We start from the raw sequence: 14,280 nt of genomic DNA on the forward strand, positions 1-14,280 counted from the left end.
ATGGACACCGCGCCCGCCCGACCGTTCGTCGCGCTCCCCGACCTGATCCAGCCCCGCCGCCTGATCGGCGGGAGGGTGTTCGACTTCTCCCGCGAAGTGGCCGTGATGGCCATCATCAACCGAACACCGGACTCGTTCTACGACAAGGGCGCCACCTTTGCGCTGGACGCCGCCGTGAGCGCCGCCCGCCAGGCGATCGAGGACGGCGCGGACTGGATCGACATCGGCGGCGCGAAGTTCGCTCCCGGCCCGGCCATCCCGATCGAGGAGGAGATCGACCGGGTGGTCCCCGTCGTCGAGGCCCTCCGCGGCTCCGGCGCCGTCATCTCGATCGACACCTTCCACCCGCAGGTCGCGGCCGCCGGCATCGCGGCCGGCGCCCATGTGATCAACGACACCACCGGCATCCACGACCCGGCGATGGCCGACGTCGTCGCCGACAGCGACGCCACCCTCGTGATCACCCACAGCCTGGCCCCGCCGCGCACGCCGCACCCGGCGCCGAGCTGCGTCGATGTCGTCGACGAGGTCTCCGAGTTCCTGCGGGAACGGGTCGCGCTCGCCCTGGATCATGGGATCCCCGCCGAACGGATCATCGTCGACCCGGGCCACGACCTGAACAAGAACACGTCCCACTCGCTCGAGCTCACCCGGCGGCTCGCGGAGATCACCGCCCTCGGTTACCCGACCCTGGTCGCGGTGTCCAACAAGGACTTCGTGGGGGAGAGCATCGACCGCGAACGTGGGTCCCGGGTCGAGGGGTCCCTCGCCGCCGCGGTCTACTGCATCCTCCAGGGCGCCCGGATCGTGCGGATGCACAATGTGACGGCCGCCGTCGACGCGGTGCGGATGACCGAGGCGATCCTGGGCTTCCGCCCGCCCGCCTACCTGCGTCACAACCGGGCCTGAGCATGCTGGACCAGGCCGAACTGATCCGGCGCTACCGAGTTGCCGACCGCGCCGAGACACGGGTGCGGCTGAACTTCATCACCAGCCTCGACGGGGCCGCCACCGTCGACGGGCTCAGCGGGGGGCTGGGCAACGAGGATGACAAGCTCGTCTTCGACACCCTGCGGCTGCTCTCCGACGTGATCGTCGTGGGCGCCGGGACCGTGCGCGCCGAAGGGTACGGCGGCATCCGGCTCAGCCCGGCGGATGCCGCCTGGCGGCTCGGCCACGGGCTTCCGCCCCAGGTGCCGGTGGCGGTCGTGTCGTCGCGGCTCGAGCTGGAGCCGGAGCATCCGTTCTTCCGTGACGCGGCCGTGCGCCCGATCGTCGTCACGCACGCCGCGTCGCCGGCCGGGCGGCGGGCCGAACTCGCCGAGGTGGCCGACGTACTGGTCTGCGGGGAAGAGGACCTCGACCCGACCGTGATGGTCGCGGCGCTCGCCGCCCGCGGGCTCAGCCAGATCCTCTGCGAGGGCGGCCCGCACCTGTTCGGCGCGCTGATCGCGGCGGACTGCGTCGACGAACTCTGCCTGACGATCAGCCCGGTGCTCGAGGGCGGCGCAGCCGGCCGGATCGCCCGCGGCGGCTCCGGAGCCACCCGTCCGATGGGACTGCTGCACGTGCTCACCGCCGGCGACATGCTCTTCCTGCGTTACGGCCGCCGCCCGGCCTGACCCCGGTGCCCGCCGAACTGCCCGCCGAACTGCCCGCCGAACTGTGAGTTCAGCCCCTTTTCGGGGCCTGAAACCCGGCCGAAGTCACAGTTCGGCGAGGTGGGAGGGCTCAGGTCAGGCGACCAGGGTGGGGGAGTCCAGGTTCTGCGAGTCGAGGATCGTGTAGCTGTAGCCCTGCTCCGCGAGGAAGCGCTGCCGGTTCTGGGCGAAGTCCTGGTCGACGGTGTCCCGGGCGACGAGGGTGTAGAAGTTCGCCGAGAGGCCGGACTCCTTCGGGCGGAGCAGACGGCCGAGGCGCTGGGCCTCCTCCTGGCGTGAGCCGAACGACCCGGACACCTGGATGGCGACGGTGGCCTCCGGCAGGTCGACCGAGAAGTTCGCGACCTTCGAGACCACGAGCAGGTTCTCCTCGCCCACCCGGAACGCCTGGTAGAGGCGTTCGCGTTCGTCGACGGGCGTGGCTCCGGTCAGTTTCGGGGCGTTCAGGGCGTCGGCGAGTTCGTCGATCTGGTCGAGGTACTGGCCGATCACGAGGATGCGCTCACCCGGGTGCTTGGCGACCAGGCGCCTGACGACGTCCAGCTTCGCCGGCGCCGTCGCCGCCATCCGGTAGCGCTCGTCGTCCGCCGCCGCTGCGTAGCTCAGCCGTTCGGACTGCGGCAGGTCGATCCGCACCTCGTAGCAGGAGGCCGGCGAGATGAAGCCCTGCGCCTCGATCTCCTTCCACGGCGCGTCGAACCGCTTGGGCCCGATCAGGCTGAACACATCGCCCTCGCGGCCGTCCTCGCGCACGAGCGTCGCGGTCAGGCCGAGTCGGCGACGGGCCTGGAGCTCGGCGGTGAGCTTGAACACGGGCGCCGGCAGCAGGTGCACCTCGTCGTAGATCACCAGGCCCCAGTCCATGGCGTCGAGCAGCTCGAGGTGGGCGTACTCGCCCTTCCGCTTGGCGGTGAGGATCTGGTAGGTCGCGATGGTGACCGGCTTGACCTCTTTGACCTGGCCGGAGTACTCGCCGATCTCGTCGGCGGTGAGGGTGGTGCGCTTCAGCAGCTCGTCGCGCCACTGGCGGGCGGAAACCGTGTTGGTGACCAGGATCAGCGTGTTCGTCTTGGCGGTGGCCATGGCCCCGGCCCCGACGAGGGTCTTGCCGGCGCCGCAGGGGAGCACGACCACTCCGGAACCGCCGTCGAAGAAGCTGGCGACGGCCTTGTTCTGGTAGTCCCGGAGCGCCCAGCCGTCTTCGAGCAGCGAGATCGGATGCGGGGTGCCCGGCGTGTACCCGGCGAGGTCCTCGGCCGGCCAGCCCAGCTTCACGAGCTCCTGCTTGAGTTGCCCGCGGGCCCACGGCTCGACCAGGAACGAGTCGGGCGACGGATGCCCGATCAACAGGGGTGAGATGCGCTTGGCGCCGGCGACCTCGGTGAGCACCGCCTGGTCGTTGCTCTGCAGGATCAGCCGGCCCTCGGCATCCCGCTCGATGACGAGGCGTCCGTAGCGGCCGACGGTCTCCGTGATGTCGACGCTGACGGTCTGCGGGATGGCGAACTTCGAGTACTTCTCGAGGGTGGCGAGCATGTCGGAGGCGTCGTGTCCGGCGGCGCGCGCATTCCACAGGCCGAGCCGGGTGATCCGGTAGGTGTGGATGTGTTCCGGCGCGCGTTCCAGCTCGGCGAACACGGCCAGATCGTGCCGGGCGTCCTCGGCGTGAGGGTGCGCGACTTCGAGCAACACGGTGCGGTCACTTTGGACGATCAGGGGGCCATTAGACATAACCGTCAATCCTACCCGCGTGTGCTGGAACGACGGCCACCCGCTTACGGGGCGGGCGTGATGCTGATGATGCTCGAGAGGGGGAGGGTGCGTTCGATGTCGGCCCGCCGGTCCCGTGCGCGGAAGCGTCCGCCGCCCACGCTGGCCGGCTCGAGCAGATAGTCGACGACCACGCCGCCGGGCATGGCAATGCTGACGACGACGGTCTGCTTGGCCTTGATCGCCGAGTCGAGCTGCCGGGCGAGCCAGGCATCCGCCGCCTGTCCCTCGCCGCCGTCGCTGGCGCGCAGCTTCTCGACCAGGGCGATCGTGGGGTCGACGGTGGCCACCGGCACCACCCGGGCGAGCTGGTGGCGGCGCAGGTGCACGATCTCGTTCGCCGCGTTCTCCGCGGCGACCGGGTAGCGGGCGTCGCTGAGGGCCCAGAACACCACGTCGCTGCCGAACCTGCTGGTCAGCCGGTCCTCTTCGACGCGGACGAGGCCGAGCGGGGCGAGGGTCTGGTCGACGGCGATCGTGCCGAGCAGGGCGGGATCCTCGGATTGCACATAGCTCTGGGCCGGCGACTCGGCCGGGTCGGTGGCGCCCACCCGCACCCGGCCGTACCGGGCCGCCGACTCGCGGATCAGGTAGTCGACCGGCTGGGGGATCCCGGTCAGGGACACCGCGCGGAGGAAGTCGAGCAGCGAATCCGCATTCTCGCCGGCGGCGAGGGCCCGGTTGACCGAGGTCGCCGAGATGCGGTAGCTGAGGGCGAGTTCACGGCTCTCGACGTCGGCGAGCCCGCGCAGTCGGGCGTCGATCGACGGTGCGAGCGGACCGGGCGAGACGATCGATAGGTCGTTCTGCAGGTACACGGCTCCGACCTCGGCCGGGAGTGCGGCCGTCATCGTGGCGATCGCCGCGTCGAGGTCGCCGGCCAGCACCGCGGCGCCGGCCGGGCTCGTGGTCTGATGGGCGGTGATCCCGATGAGTTCGGCGTCGTCGGCGAACTCGGTGACCCGGTCATCCATCCATTCGCCGCCGGCCGGGTACAGCCAGGCGACGAAGAAACGGAGGCCCTCGCCCCAGGAGACGCCGGGACGACGGGCGAGGATGCCGCGGACGTCCGGCGGCAGAGCGGCATGCCAGGACTGCGCGATCGTAGCCCAGCGGCGCGCGGTGCCCTCGAGGAGCCAGGCTTCGCCGGCCTCGGTCTCGTTCCAGTACCCGTCGGAGTGGGCGATCAGGTCGGCGCGGGCCGCGGTGGCGACGACGGAGGCCACGGCCTCCAGCTCGACGCCCATGACGGCGGCCAGGCGCTTCGTGTCAGGCAGCCCGAGGCCGCCGCGGCTGAGTTCCCGAGCCGGTTCCCGGGCGAGCTCGGTGACGAGCTCGGCGATCGATGACACGGCGGCGAACGCGCGTTCGGCGGCCAGCCGGTCGGTGAAGCGGGTGTCGGTGGCGGACACGCTGGCCAGGGCGGAGGGCGCGGGCGCCCCGGCCAGTTCGGTCGCGGTCGGCAGTCCGAGGGCCGGCCAGGCCAGCAACTGGGCGGCCACGGCGTCGTACGGCCGGAACCGGTCGTCGGAGAGGCGGCCCAGCATCAGGGTATCCAGCACGGCGGCCCGGGCCGCGACATCCGTTTCGGGAACCGTGGAGCCGGCCAACTCGGTCAAGCGCTCGGCCAGCTCGGCGAGGGTGGGCGCGGGAGGCGCCTGGTCGGGGTCGGTCTCGACGAGGAGTTCGCCGGCGACGGCCAGCACTGCGAGGGTGGCCCGGTCTAGCTGGGCGAGGGTGCGCTGGACGGCGTCGGGTTCGAGAAGGGTCTCGGCGAGGTCGAAGAAGTCACGGATGCCGGTGGCCGTGACGGACCGGATTTCGAGTGTGCGACGCAACGCTGCGTCGTCGAGTGCCCGGAGGCGTGAGGCGAGCGTGAGCATGGCGGCTACTCCCCGTTCTGTCGTGCCTCGTGTGCGCGGCGAAGAGCGGTCATTACCATGAGGGCGATGATCAGAAGGAACCCGAGCGGCAGGCCGAAGAGCGGCAGGGCCAGCACGACCGGCCAGACTCCCTGGCCGAAACCGTTGTCGGCTCCGGCTCCGGCGGCGGTGCCGATGATCACGGCGAGGAAGGCGAGGATCGACAGACCCACCACACCCGCAACCATGTAAGCCAGGATGCGTTCGAGCCGACTGGCGGCGTGTGGAGTTTGATTGGTCACACTCCCAAGGATACGGGGCATCTCCCGGTCCGACCGAATAGGCTGGGTGCGGTTGGCGCGCATTCCGCGCGCCCGGAATGCAGCGAGGTCCAGATGCCCACCGGCAAGGTCAAGTTCTACGACGAGGAGAAGGGTTTCGGCTTCATCACTTCCGATGACGGCCACGAGGTCTTCCTCCACGCTTCTGCACTGCCCGCCGGAGTCACGGTCAAGGCAGGGACGAAGCTCGAGTTCGGAATCGCCGACGGCAAGAGGGGCGCCCAAGCGCTCTCCGTGCGCATCATCGAGGCCCCGCCGAGTCTGGTGAAGCTCAGCCGCAAGCCGGCCGATGACATGGCGATCATCATCGAGGACCTCGTGAAGGTTCTCGACGGCATCGGTGCGAGCCTGCGCCGGGGTCGCTACCCCGACAGCGCGCACAGCCACAAGATCGCCGCGATGCTGCGCAAGGTCGCGGAGGAGCTCGATGCTTGATCAGGCGGACCCGACCCTCCTGGCGGTCGTCGACCAGGCCCGCGAGGCCCTGCTCGACATCACCCCGGCCGACACGATCGGCGAGCTCGTCGGGCACGTCGTCGAGGGCGAGCATGTGCTGACGCTGCTCTTCGACTGCACCATGCCTGGGTACCCGGGCTGGCGGTGGACGGTGAGCCTGTCCCGGGTCGACGGGGATTCCCTGCCGTCGGTTCTGGAGACCGAGCTCACCCCCGGTGATGAAGCGCTGGTCGCCCCTGACTGGATCCCGTGGTCGGACCGCCTCGCCGACTATCGCACCGCGCAGGAGCTCGCCGCCGCGGTCGCTGCGGCCGAGACCCTCGACACGGACGACGACGATGAGTCGGACGACGAGTCCGACGACGACGAGTCGGACGACGATGACGAGTCGGACGACGACGAGGACGACGAGCCGGATGAAGACCCGCTCGCCCTCGACGACGACGACTTCGACGACCGCGGCGAAGACGTGCTCGACGGGATCGACTTCGGTGAGGCGCTACCGGCGCCGGTACTGAACCCAGCCGAGGCCGACGAGCCCGAGGCAGAGGCCGATGGCGGCGCACGCCGTCCACCAGCCAAGTCCCGCCGCCGCAAGGTCGTCCTGGAAGAAGACAGCGAGCACGAGGGCTAGGAGCCAGCCGGCCGAGCCCGCCAGGATCGCCATCCGGGCGTCCGTGCGAGCGGGCAGCGGGTCAGGCCGGCGTTCGCTGTCTTTCAACCAGAGACGCATGGTGCCCTAGCTGCCGAGGTTCTGCACGACGTACTCGATCGACTTGACGAGCTGGCGCACGTCGTGCGGTTCGATCGCCGTGAACGTGGCCATCCGCAGTTGGTTGCGGCCGAGCTTGCGGTAAGGCTCGGTGTCTGAGATTCCGTTGGCCCGCAGGATCTTCGCCACGGCCGCGGCGTCGATCCGGTCGTCGAAGTCGATCGTGGCCACAACCTGTGAACGGTGGTCGGGATCGGTCACGAACGGGGTGGCGTAGTCGACGCTCTCGGCCCAGTCGTACAGAACGGAGGACGATTCCTTCGTGCGCGCCGACGCCCAGGCGAGGCCGCCATTCCCGTTGATCCAGTCGAGTTGGTTCTCGATCAGCAGCAGGGTGGCCACGGCCGGGGTGTTCAGGGTCTGGTTGAGGCGGGAGTTGTCGATCGCGTTCTTCAGGCTGAGGAACTCGGGGATGTACCGCCCGCTGGCGGCGATGCGTTCGACCCGTTCGATCGCGGCCGGGGAGAAGAGGGCGATCCACAGCCCGCCATCGGAGGCGAGGTTCTTCTGCGGGGCGAAGTAGTAGGCATCCGCCTGGTCGGCCTCGAAGTCGATACCGGCCGCCGCGCTGGTGGCGTCGATCACGGTCAGGGCGCCCAGATCGCCGTTCACCCGGGTGACGGGTGCCATCACGCCGGTGGAGGTCTCATTCTGGGGCCAGGCGTAGACGTCGACCCCTTCGGTGGCGACGGCTGCGCTGCGCGAGCCGGCCGGAGCCTTGATCACATCGGGGGCCTCGAGGAACGGGGCGGCCGCGGCGCTGGCGAACTTGCCGCCGAACTCGCCGAAGACGAGGTTCTGGCTTCGCTTCGAAATAAGGGAGAAAGCTGCTGCGTCCCAGAAGGCGGTCGACCCGCCGTTGCCGAGCACGACTTCATAGCCGTCTGGTGCCCGGAACATCTCGCTGAGTCCGGATCGCACCCGGCCGACCAGATTCTTAACGGGGGCCTGGCGGTGCGACGTGCCGAGGACGGTGGATCCGACGGCTAAGAGGTAGTCGAGTTGTTCCTGTCGTATTTTGGACGGGCCGCAGCCGAATCGTCCGTCGAGGGGCAAGAGTTCAGAGGGAATAGTCAGATTCTGCATAGGGCGATTCTAGTTGTCGGTGCCGCGACGGTAAGGTTGTCACTTGCATGGAGGCCGACCGGGAGGCTCTGGGGATGACTGATCTGATCGACACCACCGAGATGTATCTCCGGACGATTCTGGACCTCGAGGAAGAGAACATCGTTCCCCTCCGGGCGCGCATCTCGGAGCGGCTCGGCCACTCGGGCCCGACCGTGTCGCAGACCGTCGCGAGGATGGAACGGGACGGCCTCGTCGTCGTCTCCGGTGACCGGCACCTCGAGCTGACACTGCCCGGTCGACGCAAGGCCGTGCATGTGATGCGCAAGCACCGCCTCGCCGAACGCCTGTTGAGCGACGTGATCGGGCTCGAATGGGAGTTCGTGCACGACGAAGCATGCCGCTGGGAGCATGTGATGAGCGAGCAGGTTGAGCGCAAGATCCTCGAGATCCTGGGCCATCCCACCGAGTCCCCATACGGCAATCCCATCCCCGGCCTCGACGAATTGGGCGATTCCCCCGCGGTCGCGTTCATGGCCGGAGTGACCAGCCTGGTCGACGTGGTCGCCAGTTCCGAAGAGCCGGTCACCGCGGTCATCCGCCGCCTCGGCGAACCGGTGCAATTCGACCCCGAGCTTCTGGCCCAGCTGAAGAACTCCGGGGTGCTTCCGGGCAATACCGGGGTGTTCTCCGCAGCCGGTTCCTACGTGCTCGTGCGGGTCGACGGATACGGCGCCGGGCTCGAACTCCCCACCGAGGTCGCCAGTCACATCTTCGTCGCGACGCCGCGCATCCCGGCGTGATTTTCCGCGACTGACTGCCCCGAACGGCGCGGGGCTTCGTTACCAATTTGTTAGAAAAATGTGAATTTCGGGTGACAAACGGATGAACGTCACGTAGCCTCGGTGGCGTCAACAGGCCGGCAACCGGCCGACGGACCCGGACCAGGACGCCTTTCTCCGTCTCCTGGTGCGGCACCACCCGCGATCAGCGCAGTGGACGGGGCAACTCCCTAGTGTTGCCAAGGCGCCGGAGGTTCACACCGTGGCCGCTTCACGCAGACGATCCATTTTTCGAGCAACGAACCCGACAGACGACTCGGCCGGCGCGTCCCGCGCCCTCGCGAGGACCGGAACGGGGCTCGCTCCCCGGCGCGGACCCGTCGCCGCCCCGCCGAAGCGGTCCCGTCGCCGAGGCGCCCTGGCCAATGTGGTCTTCATGACCCTGGCCGGCGGGCTCGTCGCGACCATGGCCATCCCGGCCTATGCGTTCGCCCCGGACTCGAAGGAGGCGAACTTCGGCGCCACGGCGTCCACCGAGCTCACCCGGTCGGGTGCGCAGACCGTCGAGGTCGCCGATCAGGCGGCCACCGTGAGCGTCGCCCGGGATGGTTTCACCGCGACCACGCCCGAGGAGCTGGCGGCCGCGGCCGCCGCGAAGGCCGCGGAAGCCCGCCGGGTAGAGGTCGCCGCGCAGATGACGTCCTACGCGGCGTCGTACTCCGGCCCGTCCGTGGCGGAGTACCTGGCGAATCCGTCCCATCCGAGTTTCGACCTGGCCTCGGTCTACGGCGTCGCGTCGCAGTACCAGGGGGTGCCGTATGTCTATGGCGGGGCCACCCCGGCCGGCTTCGACTGCTCGGGCTTCGTGATGTACGTCTACGCCCAGTTCGGGATCAGCCTCCCGCATTCCTCGGTCGGCCAGGGGGCCGCCGGGACCCGGATCGCCCTGGCCGATGCCCAGCCGGGCGACCTTGTGATCATGGACGGTCACGACGGTTTCTATGCCGGCAACGGGAACATCCTGCACGCACCGTATGAAGGCGCCGCCGTGCGTGTGCAACCGCTCTGGACCAGCTCGTACTACATCGTCCGGCTCGGCATCTGATCCCCGGAATATGAACGTTTCGTAACAGCCGGCGGAATCTGCGCCGCGCGCTTCGTGCGCTGCCGAATCTGGGTTAACCTGTTGCTCTGATGTTCTGCGAATTTTCGGAAGAGCCAAGGCGCGAGCGGCGCACGATCCACACCATGGATGTGCGCTGCCGCTTCGCGCCAAGGCGCAGCAGTCAAGCATGTCTCGGTCGCGCGTGTCTCAGCCACGTTGTTTCCAGTAGGGCGTTGTCATTGTGACGGCGCCCTTTTTGTTTGCCTGCTCGCTTCCCCCTCGCCGCATCGGGACGTAGTTCGAATGGCTGGAAGCCGTCCAGCCCTTTTCGAAAGGGAACGCATGCGCACACTGGTCCTCAACGCGGGGTACGAGCCCCTCGCCGTGGTCTCCTTCAAACGGGCCCTCATTCTGGTCATGAACCAGAAGGCCACGATCGTCCAGGCCGACCAGGGCCACCCGGTCTGGGCGTCATCCGGGTCGTGGGACCGGCCGAGCGTGATCCTGCTCACCCGGTATGTGCGCATCCCGCGACTGCGGTCGGTGCCGGTCAGCCGGCGGGGCGTGCTGCGCCGGGACGACCACCGCTGCTGCTACTGCGGCAAGACCGCGAACACGATCGACCACGTGCTGCCCAGGTCGCGCGGCGGCCGGGACACCTGGGACAATCTCGTGGCGTGTTGCCTGCGCTGCAACAACCTCAAAAGCGACCGGACGCCGGGGGAGATGGGCTGGAACCTGCTCTTCCACCCGCGGATGCCGCTGGGCACGACCTGGGTGGTGCGGGGCGCCGAGCGGCCGCTGCCGCAATGGGATGAGTTTCTCGCTCCTGCGGCCTGACCAGCGATTGTAACGAAAAGGTAACGCAGGGGGGTGACTTCCCGCCCGGATTCCCATAGGGTGGGGGGAGCTTTGACCCGAACCAGGCCACGCAGAGGACCAGATTTTGCCCCATTCCGGCGAACCCGGCACATCCGTTCCTCCAGAGAACCAGAACGCCTTCCCGTCGCGCCGCGAGTTGCGCGCGCAGCGCGAGGCAGGGGTGACTCCGGCGGAGGCCCCGGTTGCAGCGCCCGAGGGCTCCGGATCCGTGGAGTCCGTGCCTGTGGAGTCCGTGCGCGTGGACTCCGCGTCGGTGAACACCGCGTCAGTGAACACCGCGTCAGTGAACACCGTGTCCGTGAGGACCGTGCCGGTGAACCCCGCCGCCGGCGCCCGGCCGGATGTCGCGGCCCTCGTGTCGAACGGCGGCCGCCGCGTCAGTGCGTCCGCCGCCCCGGCCGCGCGTCCCGCTCCTCGCCCAGCCCGGGTCTCCAACCGGCGGAGCCCCCTCAAGATTGCCGTCACCCTCCTGGCGATTCCCGGACTGTTCCTCACCGCGGGTCTCCCTGCCTATGCCTTCTCTCCCGGGGCCGGCGCGAACCACGGCGCGGCCTCCACTCGTTCGCTGGCCGAGGCCGGCGCCCAGGGCGTCACCGTGGCGGCAGGCGCCTCCGCGGTGACCGTGGCCCGGGACGGCTTCACCGCCACGAGCAAGGAAGAACTCGCCCAGAAAGAGGCGGACGCGAAGCGCGCCCTTTCCGCGCAGAAGGCCGCCGAAGCCGCCCGGGCGACCGCCGCATCCTTCGCCGTCTACGGCGTGCGCGCCGAAGGCGACGACTACCCCTGGTTCGACCGGGGCACGGAATCCCAGGGCGGCGGGCTCTCCCCGCTCAGCTACTATTACCGCGAATGCGTCGACTTCGTCGCCTGGCGCCTCAACCGCGACGCCGGCTCGACCAGTGCGCCGTTCAAGTGGACCTGGAGCACCCTCACCCCGGGCGGCGGAAACGCCAGCAGCTGGGCCAGCGCCTGGTCGAACCACGGCTGGGCGACCAGCAAGACGCCCGTCGTCGGCGCGGTGGCCTGGTTCAACTACAACCACGTCGCCTATGTGCAGTCGATCTCCGGAGACGGCTCGGTCGTGCTCGAGGAGTACAACTGGATGAGCAGCCATGCGTACCACACGCGCACGGTCGCGGCCAGCGAAGTCGCACTGTTCCTGTACCCGCCGAACTGACCGGCAGCCGGAACCAGCTAAACTCTCAAAGCCAGCCTCTGTAGCTCAACGGAAGAGCAGTTCCGTCCTAAGGAAACGGTTGGGGGTTCGAATCCCTCCAGGGGCACACAATCCTGCTTCTATGCATTGCTTGACACGGGAACGCCATTCAGTCTGACCCGGGTGCTCGGGGGCATCGTCTGGAGCACACCATGGTTTCCCCCCGCATCGCGTTCCTCGACGTCGACGGCACCCTCATCGACTCGGGTGAGGTGATCGCGCCGTCGACAATCGAGGCGGTGCGCACCGCCCGGGAGAACGGCCATCTGGTGTACCTGTGCACCGGGCGGGCATCCGTCGAGATCTATCCCGCGATCCGTGACATCGGATTCGACGGCGCCATCAGCGCCGGCGGCGGGTTCGCGGAGGTCGGCGACGAACTGGTGATCAGCCGCACGATGCCCAAGCACGCGGTGGCGCGCATGGTCGGCTTCTATGAGGAATCGGGATACGACTTCTACCTGCAGGCGTTCGACGAGCTGTATCCGAGCCCCGGGGTGCGTGGGCGTTTCGCCACCTACCTCGACGACGACAGGGAGCGCAGGGGGCAGACCCGGACCGTTTCCGAATCCGTCGCCGACCACGACGAACACCCCGCCTTGAGAGCGTTCGCCGATGTGCGACCGCTCAGCTTCACAGGGATCGCGAAGTCGGTGTTCCTCGCCGGCGACCTGATGGCGTTCGATCGCGTGTCGGAGGCCCTCGGCGGAGACTTCCATGTCATCACCGGCACCATCCCGCACATGGGGCGCGGCAGCGGCGAGGTGACCCTCGGCGGGGTGAACAAGGGCAGCACGGTCCTGCAACTGCTCGACCGGCTCGGCATCGACGCGGCATCCGCGATCGGCGTCGGAGACAGCACCAACGACGTCGAAATGCTCCAGGTGTGCGGCGTCGGTATCGCGATGGGCAACGCCACCGATGAGGTCAAGGCCCACGCCGACGAGGTCACCACGTCCGTGCTTCATGACGGCGTCTGGAATGCCTTCCGCCGCCATGGTCTGATCTGACCGGGATCTGCGCGGGCGGCGCTTCCGTCTGCCTGAGGTTCTATATTCGCATAATTGAGTGCTGAATGTGACAAATGCTCGCATCTATGTTCGAATTATGGTATTCTGGGGTCATGGCAGGAACCCCTGATCCCAGTGCCACCAACGCCTTCACCGAGGCGGATGCCGGCGCGGGCGGTGGTGTGGGCGGCGTTGCGACGGGTGCCGCGGCGGATGCCGGTGGGGCGGATGCTGCGGAGGTATCGCCGGTGCAGCGGCTGGCCGGCCTGCAGGCGATGGTGGCGGGCGCGTTGGCGGCGGTGCCGTTGGCAGGGTTGAGTGATCTGGACACGGTGGTGGTGCTCACCGTGGTGGAGGGGCTGGGCCGGAGCATCGATGCGGCGAGGGTGGCAGCCGCGGCGGAGGTCGGCAGTCGGGCGGTGCGAATCGCGCCGGGCCGTTCCCAGCCGGCGCTGCCGGCCGCGCTGGGGTGCCGGGACGGTCTGGAAGTGGTCGTGCGAGCGACTCGGATCTCGGTGCGGGAGGCCAAACGCCGGTCCCGGCTGGGCAGACTCGTCACCGCCCGCACCGGGGTCGGCGGTGTCCTGCCGCCGTTCTACCCGGCGGTGGCCGCCGCACTCACCCAGGGGGAGCTCGGGCTGGAGGCGGCGGAGGTGATCGTGACCGGGCTGGAGCAGATCAGCGCCCGGGTCGCCCCCGACGACCTGCACACCGCCGAGCGGGCCCTGGTAGCGTGCGCGACCGGCGCGGTGACCAACGAGACCCGGGGTCTGCCCGGCGAGGGCCTCGCGTTCAGCCCGGACATCCTCCGCGGGATCGTGCTGCAGTGGCAGGCCCGCCTCGATCCCGACGGGACGGCCCCGACCGAGCCCGTGCTCGAAAGCCGCAGCACCCTCGGCTTCGGCCTGCTCAAAGACGGCCTCTACCCGCTCCGCGGCGGCGTCACCCCCGAACTCCGCGGCATAATGAACGTGCTCTTCGACAGCTACCTCTCCGCCCGGGCCGCGCCCGCGTTCCCCACCCAGGAAGAACAGGCCCGGATCGACGCCGGAGCCCTGATCCCCGGCGCCGACACCGCAGACACCGCCGCACCGTTCGGCGGCGCTGCCGGTGCCGGTGCCGGTGATGACCGCACCGGGGGTGAGAAACGCGCCGACATCCTCCGCGCCGTGCTCGACCGCGCCGCCCGCGACCCGGGCACCCCCACCCTGGGCGGCGCCGCCCCGACCGTGCTCGTCCACGTGAACGCCGCCGACCTGCAGACCGGCACCGGCGTCGGCTGGGTCGACGGAGTCCCCGCCCCGATCAACCTCACCACCGTGAAGCAACGCCTCTGCGCCGGCGGCTCCCAAACCGTG

The 14,280-nt window shown here is 69.2% G+C and carries 14 protein-coding genes, 1 tRNA gene and 1 pseudogene; 11 read left to right on the forward strand and 5 right to left on the reverse strand.

Features of this window, described 5'->3' with window-relative positions; genetic code table 11:
* Nucleotides 1-909, forward strand: coding sequence for a dihydropteroate synthase (gene folP / locus IWX89_RS03075; RefSeq protein ID WP_196902066.1), 909 nt, complete (start codon nucleotides 1-3; stop codon nucleotides 907-909).
* Nucleotides 910-911: 2 nt separating this feature from the next.
* Nucleotides 912-1,622: a pyrimidine reductase family protein gene (locus tag IWX89_RS03080; RefSeq protein WP_196902067.1), complete on the forward strand. Its 711-nt coding sequence runs from the start codon at nucleotides 912-914 to the stop codon at nucleotides 1,620-1,622.
* Nucleotides 1,623-1,736: 114 nt separating this feature from the next.
* On the opposite strand, the gene IWX89_RS03085 is transcribed toward IWX89_RS03080, so the two are convergent.
* From IWX89_RS03085 to IWX89_RS03095, 3 genes are read right to left on the reverse strand one after another with little or no spacing between them, the layout of a single operon-like run.
* A complete protein-coding gene (locus IWX89_RS03085) occupies nucleotides 1,737-3,392 on the reverse strand; it encodes a DNA repair helicase XPB (RefSeq protein ID WP_196902068.1) in 1,656 nt (551 codons plus the stop codon).
* A 44-nt stretch (nucleotides 3,393-3,436) separates the two neighbouring features.
* The gene (locus IWX89_RS03090; protein WP_196902069.1) at nucleotides 3,437-5,314 is read right to left on the reverse strand and encodes a helicase-associated domain-containing protein; all 1,878 of its coding nucleotides are present in this window, start codon (nucleotides 5,312-5,314) and stop codon (nucleotides 3,437-3,439) included.
* Between the two features lie 5 nt (nucleotides 5,315-5,319).
* Nucleotides 5,320-5,595, reverse strand: a complete 276-nt coding sequence (locus IWX89_RS03095) for a hypothetical protein (RefSeq protein ID WP_196902070.1) — start codon at nucleotides 5,593-5,595, stop codon at nucleotides 5,320-5,322.
* A gap of 93 nt (nucleotides 5,596-5,688) precedes the next feature.
* On the opposite strand from IWX89_RS03095, the gene IWX89_RS03100 reads away from it, so the two are divergent.
* Nucleotides 5,689-6,069, forward strand: a complete 381-nt coding sequence (locus IWX89_RS03100) for a cold-shock protein (protein ID WP_134538787.1) — start codon at nucleotides 5,689-5,691, stop codon at nucleotides 6,067-6,069.
* The gene (locus tag IWX89_RS18935; RefSeq protein ID WP_307836376.1) at nucleotides 6,062-6,724 is read left to right on the forward strand and encodes a DUF3027 domain-containing protein; all 663 of its coding nucleotides are present in this window, start codon (nucleotides 6,062-6,064) and stop codon (nucleotides 6,722-6,724) included. The genes IWX89_RS03100 and IWX89_RS18935 overlap by 8 nt, the downstream gene beginning before the upstream one ends.
* Here IWX89_RS18935 and IWX89_RS18940 read toward each other — a convergent pair.
* Nucleotides 6,656-6,823: pseudogene (locus tag IWX89_RS18940) on the reverse strand (DUF2530 domain-containing protein); the annotation flags it as partial. The gene IWX89_RS18935 and the pseudogene IWX89_RS18940 overlap by 69 nt on opposite strands.
* A gap of 6 nt (nucleotides 6,824-6,829) precedes the next feature.
* Nucleotides 6,830-7,948, reverse strand: coding sequence for a phosphoserine transaminase (serC, locus tag IWX89_RS03115; protein ID WP_196902072.1), 1,119 nt, complete (start codon nucleotides 7,946-7,948; stop codon nucleotides 6,830-6,832).
* 74 nt (nucleotides 7,949-8,022) lie between these two features.
* On the opposite strand from serC, the gene IWX89_RS03120 reads away from it, so the two are divergent.
* From IWX89_RS03120 to IWX89_RS03150, 7 genes are all read left to right on the forward strand, one after another.
* Nucleotides 8,023-8,730 carry a metal-dependent transcriptional regulator gene (locus IWX89_RS03120; protein WP_196902073.1) on the forward strand — a complete coding sequence of 236 codons (708 nt, stop codon included), beginning with the start codon at nucleotides 8,023-8,025 and terminating at the stop codon, nucleotides 8,728-8,730.
* 241 nt (nucleotides 8,731-8,971) lie between these two features.
* A complete protein-coding gene (locus IWX89_RS18945; protein WP_307836377.1) occupies nucleotides 8,972-9,814 on the forward strand; it encodes an NlpC/P60 family protein in 843 nt (280 codons plus the stop codon).
* A 342-nt stretch (nucleotides 9,815-10,156) separates the two neighbouring features.
* Complete coding sequence (locus IWX89_RS03130; protein ID WP_134506876.1) at nucleotides 10,157-10,654, forward strand: HNH endonuclease; 498 nt, start codon at nucleotides 10,157-10,159, stop codon at nucleotides 10,652-10,654.
* A 106-nt stretch (nucleotides 10,655-10,760) separates the two neighbouring features.
* A complete protein-coding gene (locus IWX89_RS03135) occupies nucleotides 10,761-11,873 on the forward strand; it encodes a CHAP domain-containing protein (RefSeq protein WP_196902074.1) in 1,113 nt (370 codons plus the stop codon).
* Between the two features lie 34 nt (nucleotides 11,874-11,907).
* Nucleotides 11,908-11,979 (forward strand) — tRNA-Arg (locus tag IWX89_RS03140).
* A gap of 85 nt (nucleotides 11,980-12,064) precedes the next feature.
* Nucleotides 12,065-12,922, forward strand: coding sequence for an HAD family hydrolase (locus IWX89_RS03145; RefSeq protein WP_196902075.1), 858 nt, complete (start codon nucleotides 12,065-12,067; stop codon nucleotides 12,920-12,922).
* Between the two features lie 113 nt (nucleotides 12,923-13,035).
* The coding region (locus IWX89_RS03150; protein ID WP_196902076.1) for a DUF222 domain-containing protein at nucleotides 13,036-14,280 on the forward strand (1,245 nt) is incomplete at its 3' end.

The sequence above is a fragment of the Cryobacterium sp. MP_M3 genome, from assembly GCF_015752155.1.
In the GTDB taxonomy this organism is placed as follows: domain Bacteria; phylum Actinomycetota; class Actinomycetes; order Actinomycetales; family Microbacteriaceae; genus Cryobacterium.